Origin of the sequence: Phenylobacterium parvum, from assembly GCF_003150835.1 — a bacterium.
GTDB lineage: Bacteria > Pseudomonadota > Alphaproteobacteria > Caulobacterales > Caulobacteraceae > Phenylobacterium > Phenylobacterium parvum.
The window spans coordinates 1759561-1779790 of sequence record NZ_CP029479.1 but is presented as its reverse complement, the minus strand read 5'-3'; the positions used below and the strand labels follow the sequence as shown (position 1 = coordinate 1779790).

Sequence of the window (20230 nt, the reverse complement as noted above, 5' to 3'; positions counted from 1 at the left end):
CGGGGATCTGGCCGGGCGTTCCCCAGCTATCCGCCTGAGGCGCGCTGGAAGCTTTCGATCAGACTACCCGCCACGAGCCGCCATCCGTCCACCAGGACGAAGAAGATCAGCTTGAAGGGCAGGGACACCACCACAGGCGGAAGCATCATCATGCCCATGCTCATCAGCACACTAGCGACGACCAGGTCGATGACCAGGAAGGGCACGAACAGCAGGAAGCCGATCTCGAAGGCGCGCTTGAGTTCCGAGATCATGAAGGCCGGGGTCACCACGCGGATCGGGACGTCCTGGGCCGTCGCCGGCCGCTCGATCCTGGAGAGCCGGATGAAGAGGGCCAGGTCCTCGCGGTCGACCTGGCTGAGCATGAAGGTCTTCACCGGACCGCTCGCCGCCTCGATGGCCGCGGGAAGCTCCATCTGGTTGTTCATCAGCGGCTGGATTCCGAGGTCGTAGGACTTCTGGAAGGTCGGCGTCATGACAATGGCGGTCATGAAGAGGGCGAGGCTTACCAGCACGGCGTTCGGGGGGCTCTGCTGGAGCCCAAGAGCGGTCCGGAGCAGCGAAAGGACCACGACCATCCGGACGAAGGAGGTCGTCATGATCACGATCGAGGGTGCGAGTGACAGGACGGTCAGGAGGCCGATCAGCTGCACGACCCTCTGGGTCAGGCCCGCCCCTGTCCCAAGATCGATGTTGACAGCCTGGGCGAGGGCGGCGGCCGGCAGGACCAGGCCAATTGCCGCAGCCAACAGGGAGAGCTTCGCCGCGTGGCGAAGGTCCGCAGCCAAAGCGCTGGGTTGGCGTTCGGAGGGCGCTTTGCGGGTCATCCGTTCCTCTCAGGCGCGCGCGGGGGCGGGGACAGCTCGCGTCCGTCTCCCAGCATCAGGAGCCGGGTTTCTCCATCACACTCCACCAGGACAAGTCGGCGCGCCGGGTCGAGGATCAGGGTCTCGACCACCTTCAGCCGGCGTTCGCGTCCCGGCGTGCTGATCCTGAACACGCCGCCCGGACCGAAGCGCCGAAGGAGAACGGCGGCAATGCCTATCAGCCCGAGGGTGAAGAGGAGGGCGAAGGTCGCCCGGGCCAGCGTGATCGGATCCATGGCGAGAACCTGCCTCCAGGGTGTTAACGACCAATTAACCCTGTTTGTTTACCGAGATCGCATGGATATCTCCTCCATCCCGCTCCTCGGCATGCTCCGCGGCCGGATGACCTACTTCACCGAGCGCCAGCGGCTCGTGGCGGAGAATGTCGCCAACGCCAGCACGCCTGGATATCGCCCCAAGGACCTCGCGCCGTTCCGCTTTCGCGTGACGGGCCCGGACGCCGGCCCGGGCGCTTCGTCGGGGCCGGGTTCGATCACCGTGATGTCGGTCACCCACCCCGCGCACCAGCGCCCGTCGGGCCCGGAAGATATCGCGGCTGCGCGCGGCTACCGGGCGGAGCGCTCGCCGGACGCCGTGACCACCCTCGACGGCAACCAGGTGTCCCTCGAGGACCAGATGCTGCGCATGGCCGACTCGCGGCTGAACTACGATGCGGCCATCGGCTTCTACCAGAAGTCGGTCTCCATGATCCGTATGGCTGCCCGAGCCCCCGGCAGATAGGACCTGAACCATGGCTGATGTCCGCCCGCCCTCGAACGCCGCCCAGGCCATCGCCGCGACCGCCCTGCGCGCCGAGCAGGCGCGGATGCGGATCATCGCCGAGAACATCGCCAACGCGAACTCGACGTCGCGGACCCCCGGCGGCGACCCCTACCGCCGGCAGGTCCCGGTGTTCCAGCCCGTGCGCACGGATGGCGGGCAGGGCGTGAAGATGGTCCGGGTGGCCCCCGACCAGAGCGACTTCAAGACCGAGTACGATCCCGGTCACCCGTCGGCGGACGCCGAGGGTTACGTGAAGATGCCGAACGTGAACACGCTCATCGAGTCCCTCGACATGAGGGCCGCCCAGCGGGCCTACGAGGCCAACCTGACGGTGATCGAGACCGCCCGAGCCATGGAATCCCGCACCCTGGATCTCATCCGGAAGTAATGGGGAGAAGCTGAATGATCACTGCCCTCAGCGTCGCCAAGGCCTATGCCGCAGCCCAGAAGGGAATTGGCGGGACCGGCCCGGATGCCGCCGGCGCCGCCGCGGGCGGCGCGGACTTCGGCGCCATGGTCCGCGGGGTCGTGGACAACGCCATCGGCGCTTCCAAGTCCGCCGAGCAGCAGATCGTGGCCCACGCCCAGGGCAAGGCCCAGCTGATCGATGTCGCCACCGCAGTGTCCGCCGCCGAGACCAGCCTCGAGACGGTCATGGCGGTGCGGGACCAGGTCATCAGCGCCTACCAGGAAATCATGAGGATGCCGATCTGACCCCTTAAGGGAGCGGATTCTCAACGGAGTAAGGCCATGAACGGCGCGGAAGTCCTCGACATCGGTCGCAACGCCCTCTGGCTCACCATCCAGCTGTCGGCCCCCATGCTGATCGTCGGACTTGTGGTCGGGGTGGTGATCGGCCTCTTCCAGGCCCTGACCCAGATCCAGGAGGCGACCCTGGTGTTTGCGCCCAAGATCGTCGCAGTCTTCGTCTCCCTGCTGATCTTCCTGCCGATCATGGGGGCCCTCATGTCGGGCTTCATGGCCCAGATCGCCGCCCGCATCGCAGCGATGTAGGCCCAGTGGAGCCCTACGCTTCCGTGCAGCAGGTCTATGCCGGCGCCATGGTGTTCACACGCCTGGCGGCCATGATCATGACCATGCCGGCGATCGGGGACCAGGCGGTGCCGGTGCGAATCCGGCTGGCCTTCGCCCTTCTCCTCACCCTGGTCCTCGCACCTGTGGTCCTGCCCGTCCTGCCGCCGGTTCCCGCCGACCTTGGGACAATGACCCTGCACGTGGTCCGTGAAATCTTCATCGGGCTCATGATCGGCGCTGTGCTGAGGCTCTTCATGGCCTCGCTCTCCGTGGCCGGGGAAATCATCTCGATCCAGTCGACCCTGTCCTTCGCCCAGACCTCCGCCCCGGGGGTTGTCGAGCCTTCGACGACCGTCGGCACCTTCATCGGGCTGGTCGGCCTGATCCTCATCTTCTCGACCAACCTGCATCACCTCTTCCTCGGGGCGATGGTGAACTCCTACAAGATTTTCCCCTTTGGTTCGGCGGCCTCGGTCGCCGATTCGGGACAGCTGGCGATCCGCACGCTTTCGGACGCCTTTCGCATGGGCGTCCAGCTCAGCGCCCCGGTCCTGGTCCTGGCCCTTGTGTTCAACGTCGCCGTCGGCCTCGCGGCCCGCATCATGCCGCAGTTCCAGGTCTTCTTCGTCGCCTCGCCCCTGATGGTCCTCCTCTCCCTGGCGATCCTTGCCCTCAGTCTGGGGCTGATCGGCATGGTCTGGCTGAACGGGTACGGCGGCCTTCTCGGAAGCTTCGCGGGGGTCGGCGGTGGCTGAGGAAAACGACTCAGCCTCGAAGACAGAGGAACCGACAGGCCGCCGGCTTGAACAGGCCCGGGAGAAGGGCGACGTTCCCAAGACCCTCGACCTTCCCCAGGTGGCGGTCTTCGCCGCCGTGGCCGGCGTCCTGGCCTTCGCCGGTGGTCTCCTGAGCCACCAGCTCCTGCTGGCCCTGACGCCCCTTGTCGAGAGCCCGCATGAGATTGACCTCACGCCGGCCGGGACCATCGGGCTCGGCTGGGAAGTCGCCGGCTCGGTCGCGCCCATCCTTCTGGCGGTCACCGGCGCCGCCATTGTCGCAGGGGTGCTCGGGCACGTCCTCCAGACAGGCCTGATGTGGTCGCCCCAGCTTCTCAAGTTCGAGTTCTCGAAGGTCTCGCCCATCAACGGCTTCAAGCGCCTCTTCGGGGTCGACGCCCTGATCATGTTCGCCAAGTCGTTCCTGAAGCTGGGCTGCGTGGCGGTCATCGGGTACGCGGTGCTGAGGCCGCACTGGGCCCAGATGCAGCAGCTCCCCGCCGTCGACGTCCTGGCCCTCATGCCCCTGAGCATGGACATCCTGAAGAACCTCGCCTTCCTGGTGGCGGCCTTCCTGGTCGCGGTCGCCGCGGTGGACTGGATCATCCAGCGCCAGAGGTTCCTGGGCCGGCAGCGCATGACCCGGGAAGAGGTCAAGGAAGAGTTCAAGCAGACCGACGGTGATCCCCACGTGAAGGCCCGGCAGAGGGCCATCCGGATCCAGAGGTCGCGCCAGAGGATGATGACGGCGGTTCCCAACGCCACGGTCGTCATCATGAACCCGACCCACTACGCCGTCGCCCTGTCCTATGAGGAGGGGGAAGCCTCGGCCCCGACCTGCGTCGCCAAGGGACTCGACTCCCTCGCCCTGAGGATCCGCGCGGTCGCCGAGGAGGCCGGCGTGCCCGTGATCGAGGACCCGCCCCTTGCCCGGGCGCTCTACGCCGCAGTCGAGATCGACGAGGAGATCCCGATCGCGCAGTATGAGGCTGTCGCTAAGGTCATCGGCTTCGTCCTGGCCAATCGGCGCCGCTTCTCCTTCGCCCGCTGACCTGCCTTGCGGCCCTCAATCGTTCTGAAACCCTTGTCGGGCTCCCTCTCTGTGGGGCGCAGGTGATTCGGCCTGGCCAACGGGAGGCGGGAGCATGACCGGTCCTGGACGTCGCGCGCTTGGAATGGACGGAATCGACGTCCTGGTCCTCGTCATGTTCGCGGGGGTGGTCGTCCTTGCGGCGTCCACCGTCCTGATGTCCGGTCCCGAAACCGCGGCGAGCGTACTCCTTCTCGCCGGGCTCACCGGCTTCGTCGCCCTGGGATTCCTGGTCTTCCGTTCGGGACGGTCGTCGCCGTCCGGCGCCGAGGCCTCTGACGACCAGCTTGTGGGCGCACTTGAAGAGCCGGCCGCGATCGCTGCAGTGGATGGACGCATCCGCTCGGCGAATCCCGCCTGGCTTGAAACTGTCGGACCGGGGAGCCGGCTGCCCCGCAGCTCCAGCGCCGCCCCAGGCCTGTTCGAGGCCCTCACCGAGGCCCGCAGGGGCCGGATTGGCCGTGCGGCCCTCAAGTCCGGAGGGCAGGAGCGTCCCGCCGTCGTCAGCTCAGCGGGCGCCCGACGGTTCCTTGTGCGCCTGGCCCCCGCAACGGCGCCGACGCTCTCCCTAGGCTCGGGCGCCGAGACGCCGGCGGCGCCTGCGCCGGTCCCCACCCCGGACGCCCTGGACGCCTTCGCGGCGGCCGCACCCTTCGGCGCGGTCCTTCTTGGCGGAGGAAATCCCTTCGAGGCCCAGATCCTCGAGGCCAACCCCACCCTGGCGGCGATCGCCGGCGCGCCACCTGCGGGGATCGAGTTCGGCGAGCTCTTCGACACCGCCTCCCGCACTGAGGCCCAACAGAGGCTGGCGTCCGGGAGGTCACAGCTGGAGGCTGTCGAGATGCGCCTGGCGGCGGACCCCGCCCGGATCGTCCATCTCTATCTCTCGCCGTCCGGAGAGCGTTGGGTGGCCTTCCTGGTGGACGTGTCCGAGCAAAAGCAGATCGAACTCCAACTCGCCCAGAGCCAGAAGATGCAGGCGATCGGGCAACTTGCCGGCGGCGTGGCGCACGACTTCAACAACCTGCTGATGGCCATCTTCATGCAGCTGGATGAGCTGTCCCAGCGACATCCCGTGGGCGATCCCTCGTATGAGGGCCTGAACCAGATCCGCCAGACCTCGACCCGGGCGGCCGATCTGGTGCGCAAGCTCCTCGCCTTCTCCCGGAAGCAGACCGTCCAGCGCGAAAGCCTCGACCTCGGGGAACTGATCTCGGAGTTCGAGGTCCTGCTTCGTCGTGTCCTGCCGGAGGACATCGCCCTGGTCACGGAGTACGGCCGGACCCTCCCGACCGTCCGGGCCGACAGGGGGCAGCTCGAGACCGCGGTCATGAATCTCGTGGTCAATGCGAGGGACGCCATCCGCGTTCATGGGGGCTCGACCGTCCGCATCCGCGCGGCCCGCGTCACGGCGGCGGAGGCCCAGGCCCTCGGCTATCCGGACCCGGTGGGCGAGCAGGCGCTGATCGAGGTCTCCGACGACGGCGCCGGCATCCCGCCTGAGGTGCTGAACAAGATCTTCGACCCCTTCTTCACCACCAAGCCGGTGGGAGAGGGCACGGGCCTCGGTCTCGCCACCGTCTATGGGATCGTGAAGCAGTCTGACGGCTGGATCGCCGTCGACTCCCGGCCTGGAGAAGGGGCGGCCTTCCGGATCTTCCTGCCTGTCCACGTCGCGGCTGTGATGGCGCCGCCGCCGCCCCGTCCAGCCCGCCCGGCGGCCCGCGACCTGTCCGGCGCCGGCCGGATCCTGTTCGTCGAGGATGAGGACGCCGTGCGCAGCGTCGCCGCCAAGCTTCTCCGGGCCCGGGGATACGAGGTCATCGAGGCCGCCAGCGGCGAGGAGGCCCTGGACCTTGCCGAGGCGCATGCCGGCGAGATTGACCTGATGATCTCCGACGTCGTCATGCCGGGCATGCAGGGACCGGAACTCCTGAAGGCGGCGCGGGAGTACCTGGCCGGCGCTCCGGTCATGTTCATCTCCGGATACGCGGAGGCCGAGTTCTCCAACCTGCTGGAGGGCGAGACGAACGTCTCCTTCCTGGCCAAGCCCATCGACATCAAGACCCTCGCCGAGCGGGTGAAGCAGGAGCTGCAGCGGGCAGGTTGACCCACCTGGCTGCTTGATTTCCCCTGCGTCGGCGGTCCCACTCTCCCGCTTCAGACCGGAGACGTCGTGATGCACCTGGACCTGTCCCCCGATGACCTCGCCTTCCGGGACGAGGTCCGGACCTTCCTTCAGGCCAACCTGACGCCCGAGCTCAGGCGGGCCGGGCGAAGGGCCACCAGCGTCTTCATGGACCGGACCTACAGCCTCGCCTGGCAGCGTGTCCTGCACTCGCGCGGCTGGGTCGCGCCGGCCTGGCCCGTGAAGTACGGGGGCACGGGATGGAACGAGATGCAGAGATACATCTTTGCGGCCGAATGCGCCCTGGCCGGCGCGCCCAGCCTGGCGCCCATGGGCCTGAAGATGGTCGGGCCGGTCATCATGGGCTACGGGACGGACGCCCAGAAGGCGCATTACCTGCCCCGAATCCTCTCGGGCGAAGACTATTGGTGCCAGGGCTATTCCGAGCCAGGCGCAGGATCGGACCTTGCGGCCCTGCAACTGCGGGCGGACCGGGACGGGGACAGCTATGTCCTGAACGGGACAAAGATCTGGACGACCCACGCTCACTGGGCGAACCGCATGTTCTGCCTCGTCCGGACCCTGTCGGAGGGCAAGCCCCAGGCCGGGATCACCTTTCTTCTCCTCGACATGCAGACCCCAGGCGTCTCGGTCCGCCCAATCGTCACCCTGGCCGGAGAGCACGAGGTCAACCAGGTCTTCTTCGACAATGTCCGCGTTCCCGTCTCGGGCCGGGTGGGCGAGGAGAACCAGGGCTGGACGGTGGCGAAGTACCTCCTGGAGTTCGAGCGGGGTGGCGGCTCGGCGGCTGGGCTTCGGGTCAGCCACGAGCGGCTGAAGGCCCTGGCCCGCGAGGAACGCAGCGATGCCGGCGGCGCCCTCATTGATGACGCCGGATTCCGGTCCCGACTTGCCGCCATCGGCGTGACGCTCGATGCCGTCGAGATGACCGAGCACCGGGTCCTCGCCGAGCTGGCCTCTGGCCGGAATCCCGGCCCGGCCTCGTCCATGCTCAAGACCCAGGGCACCGAGACCATGCAAAAGCTGGATGAGCTGATGGTCGAGGGAATCGCCGCCTACGCCGCCGTTGACCAGAAGGCGGCCCGCGCCCCGGATGCGGGTCAGGACTTCGTGGGCCCCGAGCATGGCCTGACCGGCATGGCCCGCTACCTGAACAACAGGGCGGGTTCGATCTACGGCGGATCCAACGAGATCCAGCGGGACATCATGGCCCGCCTGGTGCTGGGTCTCTGAGGGTCAGCGCACGCCCGCCTGGGCGACAATGGCCAACAGGCCCGCAGACATGCCGCGAACCATTTCCACGGGTTCGACGTCGATCCACTCGTCCGGCGCATGGGCCCGGCCCCCGCGGCCACCGGCGCCGATGGTCACCGCCGGGATCCCAAGGCTCATGGGAATGTTGGAATCCGTCGAGGAGGCTTCCTCCTCGGCGGTGAAGCCCTGCGCCGTGATGGCCGCGCGGGTAATCCGCACAAGGCGGCTGTCCGAGGCCGTCATCCCGGCCGGACGCTCGCCCAGGACCTTGAGCTCCGCCTTCACGGGTCCGAGCGCCGTGGAGCGGGCGGCGTTCTCCGCAGCGACCGCGCGGTCCACCGCCGACCTGAACCCCCGGTCCAGCTCCGCCAGGGCCTTGGGATCCTCGGACCTGAGGTCCACCTCGACGAACACCGAGGCGGGGATGGTGTTCACCGAGGTGCCGCCCCCGGCGACGCTGGCGGAGTAGGTGGTCTTGGGCGAGGCGGGCGGGGTCAGGGCGTAGAGGCCGGATATGGCGCCCGCCATCGCGGCCATCGGGTTGACGATCCCGAAGGCGCCGTAGCTGTGCCCGCCGGGCCCGGAGAAGACCACGCGATAGCGGTTGGATCCGACCCCCCGGGTGACCACCCCAGCCGGGTCCGAGCCATCCACCGAGAAGAAGGCGGAGATCCTGCCGGCATAGGAGCCCTTGCCGAAGAGGGCCTTCATCCCGCGAAGATCGCCCTGTCCCTCCTCGCCGACATTGGCGACGAAGAGGATATCGGAGTCAGTCTTGAGGCCCGCGGCGTCGAGGGCGCGGATCCAGGCGAGAAGGGTGGCGAGCGAGCGGGTATTGTCCCCTACGCCCGGGGCCGCGAGCCTCCATCCGTCCCGGCGCACGCGGACATCCGTTCCCTCGGGAAAGACGGTATCGAGGTGCGCGGCCACGACCAGGAACGGGCCCCGGCCCGCCGTGCGCAGCCCGGGCCGAACGCCGGTGACGTTCCCTTCGGCGTCGATCGCCACGTCCTTGAGGCCAAGCGCTTCGAAATCCTTGCGCACCTCCGCGGCCCTCCTCGCCTCGCCAAAGGGAGGCGCGGGAATTTCGGTCAACCGGATGATGTCCGCGACGGTCCGGCCATGCTCGGACATCAGGACCTTCTGGGCCGCCTTGAACCGGGGGTTGGACGCAACCCGACTGACATCCGCCTCGGGGGACTGCTCGGCCCTGGCGAATTCGGGTCCGGCAAGGGCCAGGAGAAAACAAATCAGGACAAGACTGCGCACGCGAATTCCCCGGGAGAAGAGACAGGTGGGTCTAACCCGGTTAGCCTCGTTCCGGAAACGTGCGATAAGGTTAAGCGATGGGAAACCTAGATGCGGAACCAACAATTTACGCGCGCGGGCCATCCTGCAACCGGGAAGCCGCCTGAAGGGGCGACGGAGACCTGCCGATGAACGGATCCGCCCGGATCAACCTGTCGAGCGCAAACGTCCTGGTGGTTGACGACAATCCCCAGGCGATCGAGCTGCTGTGCGGAGTCCTGGATGGGTTCGGGATGCGCAAGTTCAAGCGCGCCGTCGGCGTGGACGAGGCCAAGGAAGCCTGCGCGGACGCCGTCTTCGACCTCATCCTCACCGACGCCCAGATGCCCGGCGTCGATGGCTACGAGTTCATTAGTTGGCTGAGGCGCTCCGCCGACGAGCAGGCCCGCCTGACCCCGGCCATCATCGTGACCGCGCACACCCGTCGCAGCCAGGTCACAAAGGCGCGCGACTGCGGCGCGAACTTCATCATCGCCAAGCCCATCACCCCCAAGATCATCCTGGAGAGGATCATCTGGGTCGCCCAGTCGACCCGGATGTTCATCGAGACCGAGAACTACATCGGACCCGATCGAAGATTCCGTAAGGCAGGCCCTCCTGCGGAGTTCGGCGTCGGTCGGCGCAAGGAAGACGCGGAAACCGCCGCCGCCGCCGAGGCCGTCGCAGGCAACGAGCCCAGTTCCGAAGTCCAGGAGACTACCGCGTGAGCACCGTCCGCAAGTTCCGGGTCAAGACCCGGCTGGCCAACATGATCCGGGAACCCGGCGGTATCCATGTGAGCGAGGCGCTCAAGCGGGGCGAGGCCATGATCGCGGCCCAGACGGAAGTCTGCCTCGATCAGATCGATGTCTGCCTCGAGAACATTCAGGCGCTTTTCGCGGATCCGTCCCACGACCCCGAACAGATGTACCGCCTGTCGACGGACATCATCAACCTGTGCGCCGTCCTTACCTATCCGGCCCTGGCCGAGGTGGCGAGGTCGCTGTGCGAACTCATTGATCAGGCCGGTGAAGGCGCTCGCCCGAAGCGCCAGGCGGTCCAGGTGCATATCGCCTCGATGAAGCTCCTGCACCGCACCGGACTGGATGAAGCGGCCAGCCAGGAAATCCTCGACAGCCTCAACAAGATGGTCGCCAAGCTCGACCGATAGGGTCCATCGGCGGATCAGCCCTCCAGGCCCAGCGCCTTCAGGGCCCGTGCGCGTGAGGCCTTGTAGTCGACCTTGCCGTTGGGCGCCCGTCCGATGCTGTCGACCACCACCAGTTCCCTTGGCGCCTTGTAGGCGGCCAGCCGGCTCCTGACGTGGGCGGAGAGATCGGCGAGTTCCAGTTCCGCCTCGCCGTCGGGTTCCACCACCGCGCAGATGCGTTCGCCGAAGCGGCTGTCAGGGACGCCCACCACCACCGCATCCCGGACGTGGATGTGAGTCTTGAGCGCCTCCTCCACCTCTTCGGGGAAGACCTTCTCGCCGCCGGTGTTGATGCACTGTGAGCCCCGGCCAAGAAGCTTGAGGGAGCCGTCCGCGTTGACCTCGGCCCAGTCGCCGGGGACGGACCAGCGGATGCCCTCGAAGGTCAGGAAGGTCCGGGCGCTCTTTTCCGGGTCCTTGTAGTAGCCCATCGGCAGGAAGCCGCTGACGGCCACGAGTCCGCGCTCTGAGGAGCCAGGGGCCACCCGGCGTCCATCCTCCGTGAAGACCGCGCAGGTGGGGCCCAGCATGAAGGCGGCGGTGGCCGCCTCGGCGCCGGGGGTTGAGGTGGAAGCGCCCAGGCCGACCGCTTCGGAGGACCCGAAGGAGTCGAAAATGGTCGCGTTGGCGCAATGGCTGAGCAGGCCCCGCTTGTTCTCCTGGCTCCACATGGAGCCGGACGAACTGATGGACAGCACGCTCGAGAGGTCCCAACGGCCAGGTTCGGCCTCCAGCGCCTCCAGCATCGGGGTGGAGAAGGCGAGGCCGACGATCACGACGCCGTCGACCCTCAGGCGCTCGACCTCATTCCAGAGCTCGATGGCGCTGAACCCGCGGGAGGGCAGGGTGGCCACGGCGCCGCCCTGGTTGAGGGTGATGAAGGCCGAGAACTGCCCAGTCCCGTGCATCAGGGGACAGCAGACCAGGGTCATGGGGGGCCTTGGCCCGTGGGGGTCAAGACGGTCTGCGGCCTCCTGGACCGAACTGATCGGCTCGACCCCACGCGCCGCCTGGCCGCCCGAGCCGAGGACGTTGAAGAGGTCGTCCTGCCGCCACATCACGCCCTTGGGCATCCCTGTGGTGCCGCCGGTGTAGAGCAGCAGGAGATTGTCCCCAGAGCGGCCCCAGGGCGCCCTGACCGGCCGTCCCGCGGCCGGTGTTGAGACCACCGTCTCGTAATCCTCCGCCCAGGCGGGCGCCCGGTGTCCGGCCTCCGCCACTGCAATCCAGAGCTTGACCTTCGACAGGCGCGGCCGGATCGCCTCCAGGGTGTCGGTGAAGCCGGCGTGGAAGACCACGACCTCGGCGTCGGCGTTGTCGAAGAGGTAGACCAGCTCCTCGCCACCGTAGCGATAGTTGGTGTTGATCGGCGCCAGGCCCGCCTTGAAGGCGGCGAAGTAGACCTCGAGATACTCGGGGCCGTTGAAGAGATAGGCGGCCACCTTGGCGTCGGGGCTGACCCCCGCAGCGACAAGCCGGGCGGCGAGGGCGTCCGCGCGGGCGTCGAAGCCCCCCCACGACACCACCCGGTCGCCCTGCACGAGGGCGGGACGGTCGGGGGTCTTCCGGGCGATGGCCTCCCAGACGTCGGCGATCCTCCAGTCCGTCATCCTGTCCTCCCTTTTGCGGTCACCGCCGCTCCAGCCTCAATCAGGCTGTCCGGCGCACGGGAAGTCAACTCGGCTGGACGGGTCTCAGAGGGGGGTGACCCTCTCGGGGTGTCCCGACCACATCCACGCCATGGAGGGGCGCGAGACGCCCAGCATGACGCCCCCCAGGGTGGGCGGGTGGATCCAGACCTGGTCCGGGGACTGGTCGGGCCGCCGTCCCTCGGGACGGTCAACCGTCACCCCGCCGGCCGGGATCCGATGTTCGATGTCCAGGACATCCGACGCCTCGGCGAAGCCCATGTAGAAGCAGGCGCCCTCCCGTGCGTGGTAGCGGCCCATGGTCTTGTCCCGGTCGATGGGGGTGATCACCTCGAAACGGTGCAGGCGACCCGCCTGGAACAGGGTGAGCACCCCGGTGTAGCCGAACATCTCGGAGGTGATGGTCGTGAAGACGCTTTCGTCGAGGCCGAAGGCGTCGCGGATCTTCCCCACCGCCCCAGCCTGGTCCGCAGCGAGGACCGTGGCCTCGTAGAGGAAGTCCAGCCGTCCGGCCGGGGTTCGCTCGGCCTCGGGCGAGATGACGAAGCGGATGGGCGCGCCCTCGATCTCGAGTTCGACTTGAACCCGCCCCTCTTCGTCCTGGACCCGGGCGCCAGCGGCGCGGGCGGTCTGGGCGACGGCCCCCGGATCCGGCGAGGCGGCGCCCGCCGCCCAGACATGGGCGCGGCCCCGCCGGGCCAGGGCGTCGGCGATCGGCCCTGTCCCGTCCGGCTGGAGGAATTCTATGTCCGACCGTCCGGCCCTGAGGACCCGGCGACTCGCGCCCAGGCCGGAAGCCGGTCCCGCCATCACCTCCTCTGCACCGAGCACGGCGCTCCAGGCCGCCGCCGCGGCGGCGGCGTCCGGGGTCGCAACGAGGAGGCGGTCAACTTCGGTCAGCATGCTTCATTCTTCCGGATAGAGGACGTTGAGGGGGATGCTGCGGCCCGCCGTCTCGACGATCCGTACATGTTCACGGCCCAGCTCCCGCGCGTGACGGCGGCCGCAGGAGTGGGCGATCATGTCGATCTCGCGGTTGAGGCTGTTCACATAGTTCAGGACCCGTGTGGCCTTGTCCTCGACCACCAGCCCCCGCTGACGCCGGCGGTTGTGGGTCGCCACGCCCGTCGGACAGGTGTTGGTGTGGCAGCGCATGGCCTGGATGCAGCCAAGGGCGAACATGAAACCCCGGGCCGAGTGGACGAAATCCGCACCTGTACAGAGGGCCCAGGCGGCGCGGGCCGGGGTGACCAGCTTGCCTGAGGCGATCACCCGGACCCTGTCCTTCAGGCCCGCTTCGCGGAGGACATCAATCACCATCGGAAGGGCCTCGGCGATGGGCAGGCTCATGTGGTCCATCAGGGTCTGGGGCGCCGCCCCGGTGCCGCCCTCGCCACCGTCAATTGTCAGGAAGTCCGGCGCATCCTGGGCGCCCCTGCGCAGGATGGCCTCGCACAGGGAGGTCATGAAGGTGTCGTCGCCCAGGGCGGTTTTCACGCCCACCGGCCGGCCCGTCAGGTCCCGCAGGCTGCAGACCCGGTCGAGGAGCTGGTCGACATTGGCGATGTCGGGGTGCCGATTGGGACTGATGGAGTCCTGGCCCTCAGGGATTCCGCGGATCCTGGCGATCTCGGAGGTCACCTTGGCGCCCGGAAGCACGCCGCCCTTGCCTGGCTTTGCGCCCTGGCTGAGCTTGATCTCGAAGGCTTTGACCGACCTTGCGATCTCCCGCGCCCGCTCGGGGGAGAAGGAGCCGTCGGCGTTGCGGAGGCCGTACCTCGCCGTCCCGACCTGCATGATCAGGTCGCAGCCGCCTTCAAGGTGGTAGGGCGACAGGCCCCCTTCGCCGGTGTCCATCCAGCATCCCGCCATCCCGGCGCCCCGGGACAGGGCCTGAACCGCGGGCTTCGAGATGGCCCCGAAGCTCATCCCCGAGATGTTGACGACCGACCTGCCGAGGAAGGGATTGTCGCAGGCTCCCTCGCCAATCAATAGGGGCGGGGTGGGGAGGCGGTCATCCTCGAGGACGGGGAAGGGGTGGTTGACGAACAGGATGGAGCCAGGCTCCCCCCGGTCGTTGGTGGAGCCAAAGCCGATCGCCCCGCCTTCGTTCTTGGCCTCCCGGTAGACCCAGGACCGGGTCGCCCGGTTGAACGGCATTTCCTCGCGGTCCCCGGCGAAGAAGTATTGCCGGAAGTACTCGCCAAGCTGCTCGAACCCGTACCGCAGGTGCCCGATCACGGGAAAGTTGCGGAGGACCGAGTGCTTCTGCTGGGTCAGGTCGTAGATCAGCAGGCCGCCCAGGAGAACTGCCAAGACGAAGCCGGCGAGGAGGCCGGCGCTCTGGGTCAGGACGCCTGCGATCCACTCCATCTGCGCCGCCTTCTCAGGATTCGACCGTGGTGATGTTCTGTTCGAAGTCCTTGAGGATATCCAGGACTTCGTCGATGGGCGCGGCCAGCGAACGGGCGTCGGGGAACCGATAGCGCCAGAAGCTGGTGATGTGGGAGATCACGCCGATCCGCTCGCCGAGCATCAGGAACATCTTGGGCGCCCGGAGGAGGAAGTTGCGGAAGGCCAGCGGCTTGCCGTTCTTGGTCAGGTCGGCGAAGGCGCGGTCATAGACATCCAGGGCCTCGGTGACCTCACGACGCTTGTGGTCGACAGTGTCTATCAGCCGGCGACGTGTCCGGTCGATGTACGCCATCAGTTCGGGGTCCTTGTGCCCCGTCACCCGGATCTGCGGCATTTCACGAAGCACATCGACGAGCTTCGGCCAGAGATCGTTGAGAACCCACTTGTAATAGAGAAAGCCCTTCCAGCTGAAGACCCCCTCCCTGTAGTCCTCACCCTCAAGTCTCAGGGCGATGCGGAGCGGCTCAAGGTGCTCGTTGATCTCCGTCGAGAGAAGGACCTGGACGAGCTTGCTGGAATAGCTGGAGCCCTCGCCTGCGGTGGCGTAGGTCAGCCGGATCAGGTTGTTGATCTCCATCGCCACGAAATCCTGCATCCGCGCCAGGTCGGCCTCGGAGATGGCGAAGTAGCAGGCCGAAATGTGGATTCCCCGGCGGTTCAGGTGTTCCCGCAGGAGAAAGGGATCCAGCGATGGGATCTCGTCGATCACACTGAGGACACGGAGGTCTCGCTCGACATCCATCGCGTCGCCGGCGGTCTCTCGGACGATTTCACGCCAACCGCGCTGACCGACAAAGAAGGACCGCCCCCCCATCCGCAGGTCGGAACGCTCGAAGGGAAGAATGATCTTGGTGGAGTTCTGGCGTTCGTCGTCGAAGACATAACGCTCGTCCACACGGATGCGGTGCTTCAGAATGAGGCACTCATTGAGGAGCGGCGTGTTGAAGAACGGCCTGGAATGATAGGCGGGATCGCCCTTGTGGGCGTTGGCGATGGCGACGAGATTCAGGACGCGGCTCGTTGAGGCTGTCCGCTGCAGCGCCCCGAGATTGCGCACCGACCGATCGGTGGACGCCTGACGCATGACCTTGCCCTTCCCGGATTTCCTGAGCCTCCTATAGGGGATGAATCCTTAAGGACGCCCAAAAATTCTGTCTTGTAGGAGGTAGGCCCGGCGACCTTCCGGGAGTCTCGGGCTCAGGCCTCGCCACCGAGTGTGAATTCAAAATCACGAACGATCTCAAACAGTTCCTCCATCTGGATGGGCTCCAACGCGCCCTCCGGGAACCGGAACTGCCAGTAACTCGCCACGTGGGAAAGGGCGCCGATCCTCTCCCCCAGAAGGATGAACATTTCCGGGGTGCGCCTCAGGAAGTTGGCGAATGCGAGAGGCTTGCCATTCCGGGTCAGATCGTTGAACGCCGCCTCATAGACCCTCACGGCGCCAACCACTTCCTCCATGACGGAGTTGACCCTGTCCACCAGTCGACGGCGTGCGCGGTCCAGCGCCAGGCTCATCTCCCGGTCGCGGAACCCATGGGTCTTCATGACCAGGATTTCCCTGAGGAAGGGTCCGAGCTGTGGGCGAAGCTCCCCGAGGAGCCACTGGTAATAGACGAAGCCCTTCCAGGCGAAGATCCCCTCCTCGAAGTCCTCGGGATCCAGCCGCAGGGCCAGGCGGATGGGGTGGATCGAGTCGCCTGGCGTAGGCGCCAGGAGGGCCCTGATCATGCGGTTGGACCAGCTCGAACCATCCATCCGGTTACGCTGCGAGATATCGAGCAGGATCTCCACCTGCTTGCCGACGAAGCTTTGCATCCGTGTCACGTCGGCTTCCGATATCCTGAAGTAGCAGGGCGCCACCGCCAGACCCCGTCGCTTGAGCTGCTCCCGGACCAGGAAGGGGTCCAGGGAGGGAAGGTCGTTCAGGGCGAGCAGCACGAGGATGTCGCGTTCGGGATTCCGGTAGGCGCCGCTGATGTCATTGACGACGTCGCGCCAGCCCTTCTGCTCGATCAAGAAGGAGCGGCCGCCGATCTTAAGGTCCGTCCGCTCGAACGGCAGGATGACCTTGGTCCCGCTGACCCTATCCTTCGGGAGAACCCCGGCCTCGTCAGCCCGGACCCGGTGCTTGATTATGAGGCTCTCATTCAGCCGAGGCGAGGTGAAGAAGGGTTGCTCCGAGTACCCCGGGTCATTTCGGGACGCGCTCGAAACCGCCAGCAGGTTCAGCACACGGCTTGTCGAAGCCGATTTTTCAATCTGCCCAAGGTCGCGCACTGTACGGTCAACATTGGCGTTCTTGCGCATTCCTGCCCCAGTCCAGCTTGCGCCAGATTATCCCCCCGGTCCAAACGACGGGTTAAGGATCGGGTGTCCCAATCCGATCCAACCTTATGGCCGTTTGGGGTAACGCCGCAATTTCTGCGCCAAAACTGAACAGCTCCCGCCAGTTGAAGCGAGACAATGGGCCGGGACAGGAGATCGGTCCGGTGTTCTGTGAAGGGAAAGTCTGGAGGCCTGACCGAGAATCGAACTCGGGTGCACGGATTTGCAGTCCGCTGCGTCACCACTCCGCCATCAGGCCACACCGGTCCGCGCCGGGCGAGGGTTCGCTAACAGAAGGCGGGCGCCGGGGCAATCTCCGAGAGGGTCCGCATTGCCTTGGCGTCGCGCCGCGCTCTATAAGCCGTCCGTCCCGCCTGGCCTGTCGGCTGGCGTCAGACTTCCTGTTTTGCGCCCACCGGAGACGTCATGGACGATACCGCTGAAGCCCGCCTCAACATGGTGGAGAGCCAGGTCCGGACCGCCGATGTGACCGACCTCAGGATCCAGGACGCCATGCGCCGGATCCCCCGCGAGTCCCTCCTTCCAGAGGGGCGCGCCTACCTTGCCTACGCGGATGTCGAGCCCGAGTACGCGCCAGGACGCCGGCTCCTGCGGCCTCGCGACATCGCCAAGCTCCTCCAGATGGCTGCCCCCGCCGCTGGTGAGACCGCCCTCGCTGTAGCCGCGCCGTACGCCGCGGTCGTTCTTGAGGCCTGCGGGCTGGTCGTGACCCGTTTCGACGGCGAGGCCCTGGATCGTCCGCCGCCCGGGACCTACGACCTGGTGATTGCCGAAGGGGCCGTTTCCGAGGTTCCTGCAGCCTGGCTCGACGCCGTCGCGGTCGGGGGGCGCGCCGCCGTTATCGAACGACACGGGCCCGCCGGGCGCGCCGTCCTGCATGTCCGGACCGCAGAGGGGATTGGCCGGCGCGAAGGCTTTGACGCGGCTCCGCCCTATCTCCCGGGACTAGAGTCCCAGCCCGGTTTCGCCTTTTGATTCCTTCGCCGGAAACCGGATCGTAAGACCCGGGTGAATAAACCTTAAGGTCAGGTCCACTGGCCTCCGGAGGAAACGCCGGTCATATAGGCGGGCGCTTCGCGCGTCCGGTACTTGGGGATACGAGATGATCATGCGTCGTCGCAGCCGCTGGCTGGCTGCGGTCTCTCTGGCGGGACTCACGCTTTCGGCCGCAGGGGCCTCGGCTGAGACCATGGCTGAGGCCATCGCCATGGCCTATGCTTCCAACCCGACCCTGCAGGCCCAGCGGGCCCAGCTGCGCGCGCTCGACGAAAACTGGTACCAGGCCCGTTCGGGGTACCGGCCCACCCTGTCCGCGACAGGACGCGCCACCTGGACCGAGACGACACTTCCGGGCACGAGCCCTCAGGTGGACATCGAAAGCAATTCCGGGTCCGCCGTCCTGTCCCTCACCCAGCCCATCTACACTGGCGGCCGCGTGTCGTCGGCGGTCTCTGCGGCTGAGTCTGACAGCCTTTCGGGCCGTGAGACCTTGCGACGCGTGGAGGCCCAGATCCTTGGCCAGGTGATCCAGTCCTACGTCGATGTCCGGCGTGACCAGGAGGCCCTCCGAATTCGCCAGACCAACGTGGCGGTCCTCCAGCGCCAGCTGGATGAGTCGCGCGCCCGGTTTGAAGTGGGCGAGATCACGCGAACGGATGTCGCCCAGTCCGAAGCCCGCCTGGCCGCGGCCGTGGCGCTTCTGAACTCCGCCCAGGCCACCCTGGCGACCTCCCGAGCCACATACGAGGCCGTTGTCGGGCAGGCGCCGGGCGACCTTGCGCCCGAGCCGCCCATCGGAACGATCCTGCCGGCTTCCATCGAACAGGCCTGGGACCTCGCCGAGTCCGGAAGCCCCATCATCCGCGCCGCAGAGTATGCCGAGCAGGCCAGCCGGGCTCGCGTGGCCGGCGCCCGCGCCGAGCAGATGCCCACCATCGCCCTGCAGGGACAGCTGGGTTACTCCGGTCTCGTCAGCCCGCTCCATACCGACGCCTATTCCCGAGCCCTTTCCGGTTCCGCGGTGGTGACCGTCCCGCTCTTCACCGGTGGGCAGACCCTGTCCCGGGTCCGGGCCGCCAGCGAGAGGAACACGGTTGACCGGCTGGGTATCGAGAACGCGCGGCGTTCGGTCCGCCAGGCCATCACCCAGTCCTGGAGCGCCTTGCAGGCCTCCCGGAGCAATATCGAGGCGACGGACAAGCAGGTCCGGGCCGCCCGGATCGCCGCCGAGGGCGTCGTCCAGGAGCAGAGGGTCGGGCTTCGGACCACCATCGACGTCCTCAACGCCGAGCAGGAGCTCCGCGCTGCGGAGCTGGCCCAGATCAGCGCCCGACGGGATGAGTACGTGGCCGCTGCCGGCGTGCTTGCGCAGGTCGGACGGCTCCAGGCTGGATACCTTGTCCCGGAAATCCCGCGCTATGACCCGGCCGCAAACTTCCGCAACCTGAGGGTCACCTGGGGATGGGTTCCCTGGGAGGTGCCGATCTCGGGCATCGACGGCGTTCTGGTGCCCAAGCCGGCCGAGATCCCGGATCGCCCGGTTCCCCTGCCGCCCCCGGCGAGGACCGCGCCGGAAGTCGCTCCGGTCCAGAAGTAGGTCCTGATCGTACGGGGGTGACCCCGCCCCGGCGCGTTTCTGCGGGGAATCGGTTATCTACGGTCTTGTGACCCGCGCTTGTCCGCCGGGAATTGCCTGTTAAGTCCTGTGCGCCTAGCCTCCTTCAGAGGCTGGCCCTTTCCCGAATCGCGGTGGCGGATGTCCGACGAGTCGCAAAAAGAACCGACAATGGAGGAGATCCTCGCCTCCATCCGCCGCATCATCTCGGAAGATGATGTCGAGCAGTCGGAGGATGTCGAAAGGGAGGATGTTCCTCCGCCCCCGCGCGCTGCTGAGCCGGAACCTGAGATTGAGGACGAGGACGAGCTTCCGGAGCCAGAGCCAGAGCCAGAACCCGAGCCCGAAGATGTTCTGGAACTGACGGACCGTGTGGATCCGGTTGGAGATATCGAACCGCTTCGCCCCGCACCCGCCCTTGTATCAGACCCGACCGCAGCGGCCGCCGCCGCCGCCTTCGGCCACTTGTCCGCCTCGCTTCTCATGCCGCATGACCTGCGGACCCTCGAGGACGTGGTCCGGGAACTGCTGCGCCCGCTCCTCAAGCAATGGCTGGATGATCACCTGCCCGACATTGTAGAGGCCCAGGTCCAGGCCGAGATCGAACGAATCTCCCGGGGCGGACGGGCCCGCTAGGTCCCATACCCTGGCGCCCTGCGGATGCAGCAGGGTGAGGGGAGGGGCGTTCCTTGGGGATCTCTTCGCCATACCTTCGAAACAACGGACCTGACTTGACGCGGCCGGCTCTTCCGT

At 67.1% G+C, this 20230-nt stretch carries 21 protein-coding genes and 1 tRNA gene; 13 read left to right on the top strand and 9 right to left on the bottom strand.

All coding sequences use genetic code 11. The features are described from left to right. Window positions 1-26: 26 nt before the first annotated feature. Both fliP and HYN04_RS08505 read right to left on the bottom strand, forming a co-directional pair. The gene (gene fliP / locus HYN04_RS08510) at window positions 27-827 is read right to left on the bottom strand and encodes a flagellar type III secretion system pore protein FliP (RefSeq protein ID WP_110450370.1); all 801 of its coding nucleotides are present in this window, start codon (window positions 825-827) and stop codon (window positions 27-29) included. Further along, entirely contained in the window at window positions 824-1102 is a 279-nt protein-coding gene (locus tag HYN04_RS08505; protein ID WP_110450369.1) for a FliO/MopB family protein, read from the bottom strand. Before HYN04_RS08505 ends, fliP begins: the two co-directional genes overlap by 4 nt. 61 nt (window positions 1103-1163) lie before the next feature. On the opposite strand from HYN04_RS08505, the gene HYN04_RS08500 reads away from it, so the two are divergent. The 8 genes from HYN04_RS08500 to HYN04_RS08465 all read left to right on the top strand — a co-directional run bounded on the left by HYN04_RS08500 (window position 1164) and on the right by HYN04_RS08465 (window position 7932). Beyond that, window positions 1164-1607, top strand: coding sequence for a flagellar basal body rod protein FlgB (locus tag HYN04_RS08500; protein ID WP_110450368.1), 444 nt, complete (start codon window positions 1164-1166; stop codon window positions 1605-1607). Window positions 1608-1617: 10 nt separating this feature from the next. Beyond that, window positions 1618-2037 (top strand): flagellar basal body rod protein FlgC, encoded by a 420-nt coding sequence (gene flgC / locus HYN04_RS08495; protein ID WP_110450367.1) that lies wholly within the window; start codon window positions 1618-1620, stop codon window positions 2035-2037. Window positions 2038-2051: 14 nt separating this feature from the next. Beyond that, the gene (gene fliE / locus HYN04_RS08490; RefSeq protein ID WP_110450366.1) at window positions 2052-2363 is read left to right on the top strand and encodes a flagellar hook-basal body complex protein FliE; all 312 of its coding nucleotides are present in this window, start codon (window positions 2052-2054) and stop codon (window positions 2361-2363) included. A gap of 36 nt (window positions 2364-2399) precedes the next feature. Further along, on the top strand, window positions 2400-2663 hold the full coding sequence (gene fliQ, locus HYN04_RS08485; protein WP_110450365.1) for a flagellar biosynthesis protein FliQ: 264 nt from the start codon (window positions 2400-2402) through the stop codon (window positions 2661-2663). 5 nt (window positions 2664-2668) lie between these two features. After that, window positions 2669-3439 carry a flagellar biosynthetic protein FliR gene (gene fliR / locus HYN04_RS08480; protein WP_110450364.1) on the top strand — a complete coding sequence of 257 codons (771 nt, stop codon included), beginning with the start codon at window positions 2669-2671 and terminating at the stop codon, window positions 3437-3439. Next, window positions 3432-4511 (top strand): flagellar biosynthesis protein FlhB, encoded by a 1080-nt coding sequence (flhB, locus tag HYN04_RS08475; protein WP_110450363.1) that lies wholly within the window; start codon window positions 3432-3434, stop codon window positions 4509-4511. The genes fliR and flhB overlap by 8 nt, the downstream gene beginning before the upstream one ends. Before the next feature lie 94 nt (window positions 4512-4605). Next, complete coding sequence (gene cckA, locus HYN04_RS08470) at window positions 4606-6660, top strand: cell cycle histidine kinase CckA (protein WP_110450362.1); 2055 nt, start codon at window positions 4606-4608, stop codon at window positions 6658-6660. Between the two features lie 69 nt (window positions 6661-6729). After that, entirely contained in the window at window positions 6730-7932 is a 1203-nt protein-coding gene (locus HYN04_RS08465) for an acyl-CoA dehydrogenase family protein (protein WP_110450361.1), read from the top strand. 3 nt (window positions 7933-7935) lie between these two features. Here HYN04_RS08465 and HYN04_RS08460 read toward each other — a convergent pair whose 3' ends face one another. Next, on the bottom strand, window positions 7936-9222 hold the full coding sequence (locus tag HYN04_RS08460) for a M20/M25/M40 family metallo-hydrolase (protein WP_241962594.1): 1287 nt from the start codon (window positions 9220-9222) through the stop codon (window positions 7936-7938). Between the two features lie 167 nt (window positions 9223-9389). On the opposite strand from HYN04_RS08460, the gene HYN04_RS08455 reads away from it, so the two are divergent. Then, the gene (locus HYN04_RS08455) at window positions 9390-9968 is read left to right on the top strand and encodes a response regulator (protein ID WP_110450359.1); all 579 of its coding nucleotides are present in this window, start codon (window positions 9390-9392) and stop codon (window positions 9966-9968) included. Next, window positions 9965-10411, top strand: coding sequence for a hypothetical protein (locus tag HYN04_RS08450; RefSeq protein WP_110450358.1), 447 nt, complete (start codon window positions 9965-9967; stop codon window positions 10409-10411). The genes HYN04_RS08455 and HYN04_RS08450 overlap by 4 nt, the downstream gene beginning before the upstream one ends. Window positions 10412-10425: 14 nt before the next feature. Here the strand turns inward: HYN04_RS08450 and HYN04_RS08445 are convergent, their stop codons facing one another. From HYN04_RS08445 to HYN04_RS08420, 6 genes are all read right to left on the bottom strand, one after another. Beyond that, window positions 10426-12060, bottom strand: a complete 1635-nt coding sequence (locus HYN04_RS08445; protein ID WP_110450357.1) for an AMP-binding protein — start codon at window positions 12058-12060, stop codon at window positions 10426-10428. Window positions 12061-12144: 84 nt separating this feature from the next. Further along, entirely contained in the window at window positions 12145-13002 is an 858-nt protein-coding gene (locus HYN04_RS08440) for a VOC family protein (RefSeq protein WP_110450356.1), read from the bottom strand. Between the two features lie 3 nt (window positions 13003-13005). Next, window positions 13006-14472, bottom strand: a complete 1467-nt coding sequence (locus HYN04_RS08435) for an FMN-binding glutamate synthase family protein (protein WP_110450355.1) — start codon at window positions 14470-14472, stop codon at window positions 13006-13008. Window positions 14473-14485: 13 nt separating this feature from the next. Continuing rightward, complete coding sequence (locus tag HYN04_RS08430) at window positions 14486-15598, bottom strand: hypothetical protein (protein ID WP_110450354.1); 1113 nt, start codon at window positions 15596-15598, stop codon at window positions 14486-14488. A gap of 113 nt (window positions 15599-15711) precedes the next feature. Beyond that, window positions 15712-16824 (bottom strand): hypothetical protein, encoded by a 1113-nt coding sequence (locus HYN04_RS08425; RefSeq protein ID WP_162599606.1) that lies wholly within the window; start codon window positions 16822-16824, stop codon window positions 15712-15714. 203 nt (window positions 16825-17027) lie between these two features. After that, window positions 17028-17101, bottom strand: a tRNA-Cys gene (locus HYN04_RS08420). Between the two features lie 167 nt (window positions 17102-17268). Between HYN04_RS08420 and HYN04_RS08415 the strand changes: the two genes are divergently transcribed. The 3 genes from HYN04_RS08415 to HYN04_RS08405 all read left to right on the top strand — a co-directional run bounded on the left by HYN04_RS08415 (window position 17269) and on the right by HYN04_RS08405 (window position 20113). Next, window positions 17269-17838: a protein-L-isoaspartate O-methyltransferase family protein gene (locus tag HYN04_RS08415; protein ID WP_110450352.1), complete on the top strand. Its 570-nt coding sequence runs from the start codon at window positions 17269-17271 to the stop codon at window positions 17836-17838. Between the two features lie 133 nt (window positions 17839-17971). Next, a complete protein-coding gene (locus HYN04_RS08410) occupies window positions 17972-19459 on the top strand; it encodes a TolC family outer membrane protein (RefSeq protein WP_241962593.1) in 1488 nt (495 codons plus the stop codon). A gap of 159 nt (window positions 19460-19618) precedes the next feature. After that, window positions 19619-20113 (top strand): DUF2497 domain-containing protein, encoded by a 495-nt coding sequence (locus tag HYN04_RS08405; RefSeq protein ID WP_110450350.1) that lies wholly within the window; start codon window positions 19619-19621, stop codon window positions 20111-20113. The last annotated feature ends 117 nt before the right edge of the window (window positions 20114-20230 follow it).

Excerpts from the sequence above, each read along its gene's own strand:
- cckA (WP_110450362.1), top strand. The coding sequence starts at position 4,606 with ATGACCGGTCCTGGACGTCGCGCGCTTGGAATGGACGGAATCGACGTC.
- HYN04_RS08455 (WP_110450359.1), top strand. The coding sequence starts at position 9,390 with ATGAACGGATCCGCCCGGATCAACCTGTCGAGCGCAAACGTCCTGGTG.
- HYN04_RS08465 (WP_110450361.1), top strand. The coding sequence starts at position 6,730 with ATGCACCTGGACCTGTCCCCCGATGACCTCGCCTTCCGGGACGAGGTC.
- HYN04_RS08415 (WP_110450352.1), top strand. The coding sequence starts at position 17,269 with ATGGACGATACCGCTGAAGCCCGCCTCAACATGGTGGAGAGCCAGGTC.
- HYN04_RS08505 (WP_110450369.1), bottom strand. The coding sequence starts at position 1,102 with ATGGATCCGATCACGCTGGCCCGGGCGACCTTCGCCCTCCTCTTCACC.
- HYN04_RS08435 (WP_110450355.1), bottom strand. The coding sequence starts at position 14,472 with ATGGAGTGGATCGCAGGCGTCCTGACCCAGAGCGCCGGCCTCCTCGCC.
- HYN04_RS08425 (WP_162599606.1), bottom strand. The coding sequence starts at position 16,824 with ATGCGCAAGAACGCCAATGTTGACCGTACAGTGCGCGACCTTGGGCAG.
- HYN04_RS08405 (WP_110450350.1), top strand. The coding sequence starts at position 19,619 with ATGTCCGACGAGTCGCAAAAAGAACCGACAATGGAGGAGATCCTCGCC.
- flgC (WP_110450367.1), top strand. The coding sequence starts at position 1,618 with ATGGCTGATGTCCGCCCGCCCTCGAACGCCGCCCAGGCCATCGCCGCG.
- HYN04_RS08445 (WP_110450357.1), bottom strand. The coding sequence starts at position 12,060 with ATGACGGACTGGAGGATCGCCGACGTCTGGGAGGCCATCGCCCGGAAG.
- fliQ (WP_110450365.1), top strand. The coding sequence starts at position 2,400 with ATGAACGGCGCGGAAGTCCTCGACATCGGTCGCAACGCCCTCTGGCTC.
- fliP (WP_110450370.1), bottom strand. The coding sequence starts at position 827 with ATGACCCGCAAAGCGCCCTCCGAACGCCAACCCAGCGCTTTGGCTGCG.
- HYN04_RS08500 (WP_110450368.1), top strand. The coding sequence starts at position 1,164 with ATGGATATCTCCTCCATCCCGCTCCTCGGCATGCTCCGCGGCCGGATG.
- fliE (WP_110450366.1), top strand. The coding sequence starts at position 2,052 with ATGATCACTGCCCTCAGCGTCGCCAAGGCCTATGCCGCAGCCCAGAAG.
- HYN04_RS08410 (WP_241962593.1), top strand. The coding sequence starts at position 17,972 with ATGCGTCGTCGCAGCCGCTGGCTGGCTGCGGTCTCTCTGGCGGGACTC.
- HYN04_RS08430 (WP_110450354.1), bottom strand. The coding sequence starts at position 15,598 with ATGCGTCAGGCGTCCACCGATCGGTCGGTGCGCAATCTCGGGGCGCTG.
- HYN04_RS08440 (WP_110450356.1), bottom strand. The coding sequence starts at position 13,002 with ATGCTGACCGAAGTTGACCGCCTCCTCGTTGCGACCCCGGACGCCGCC.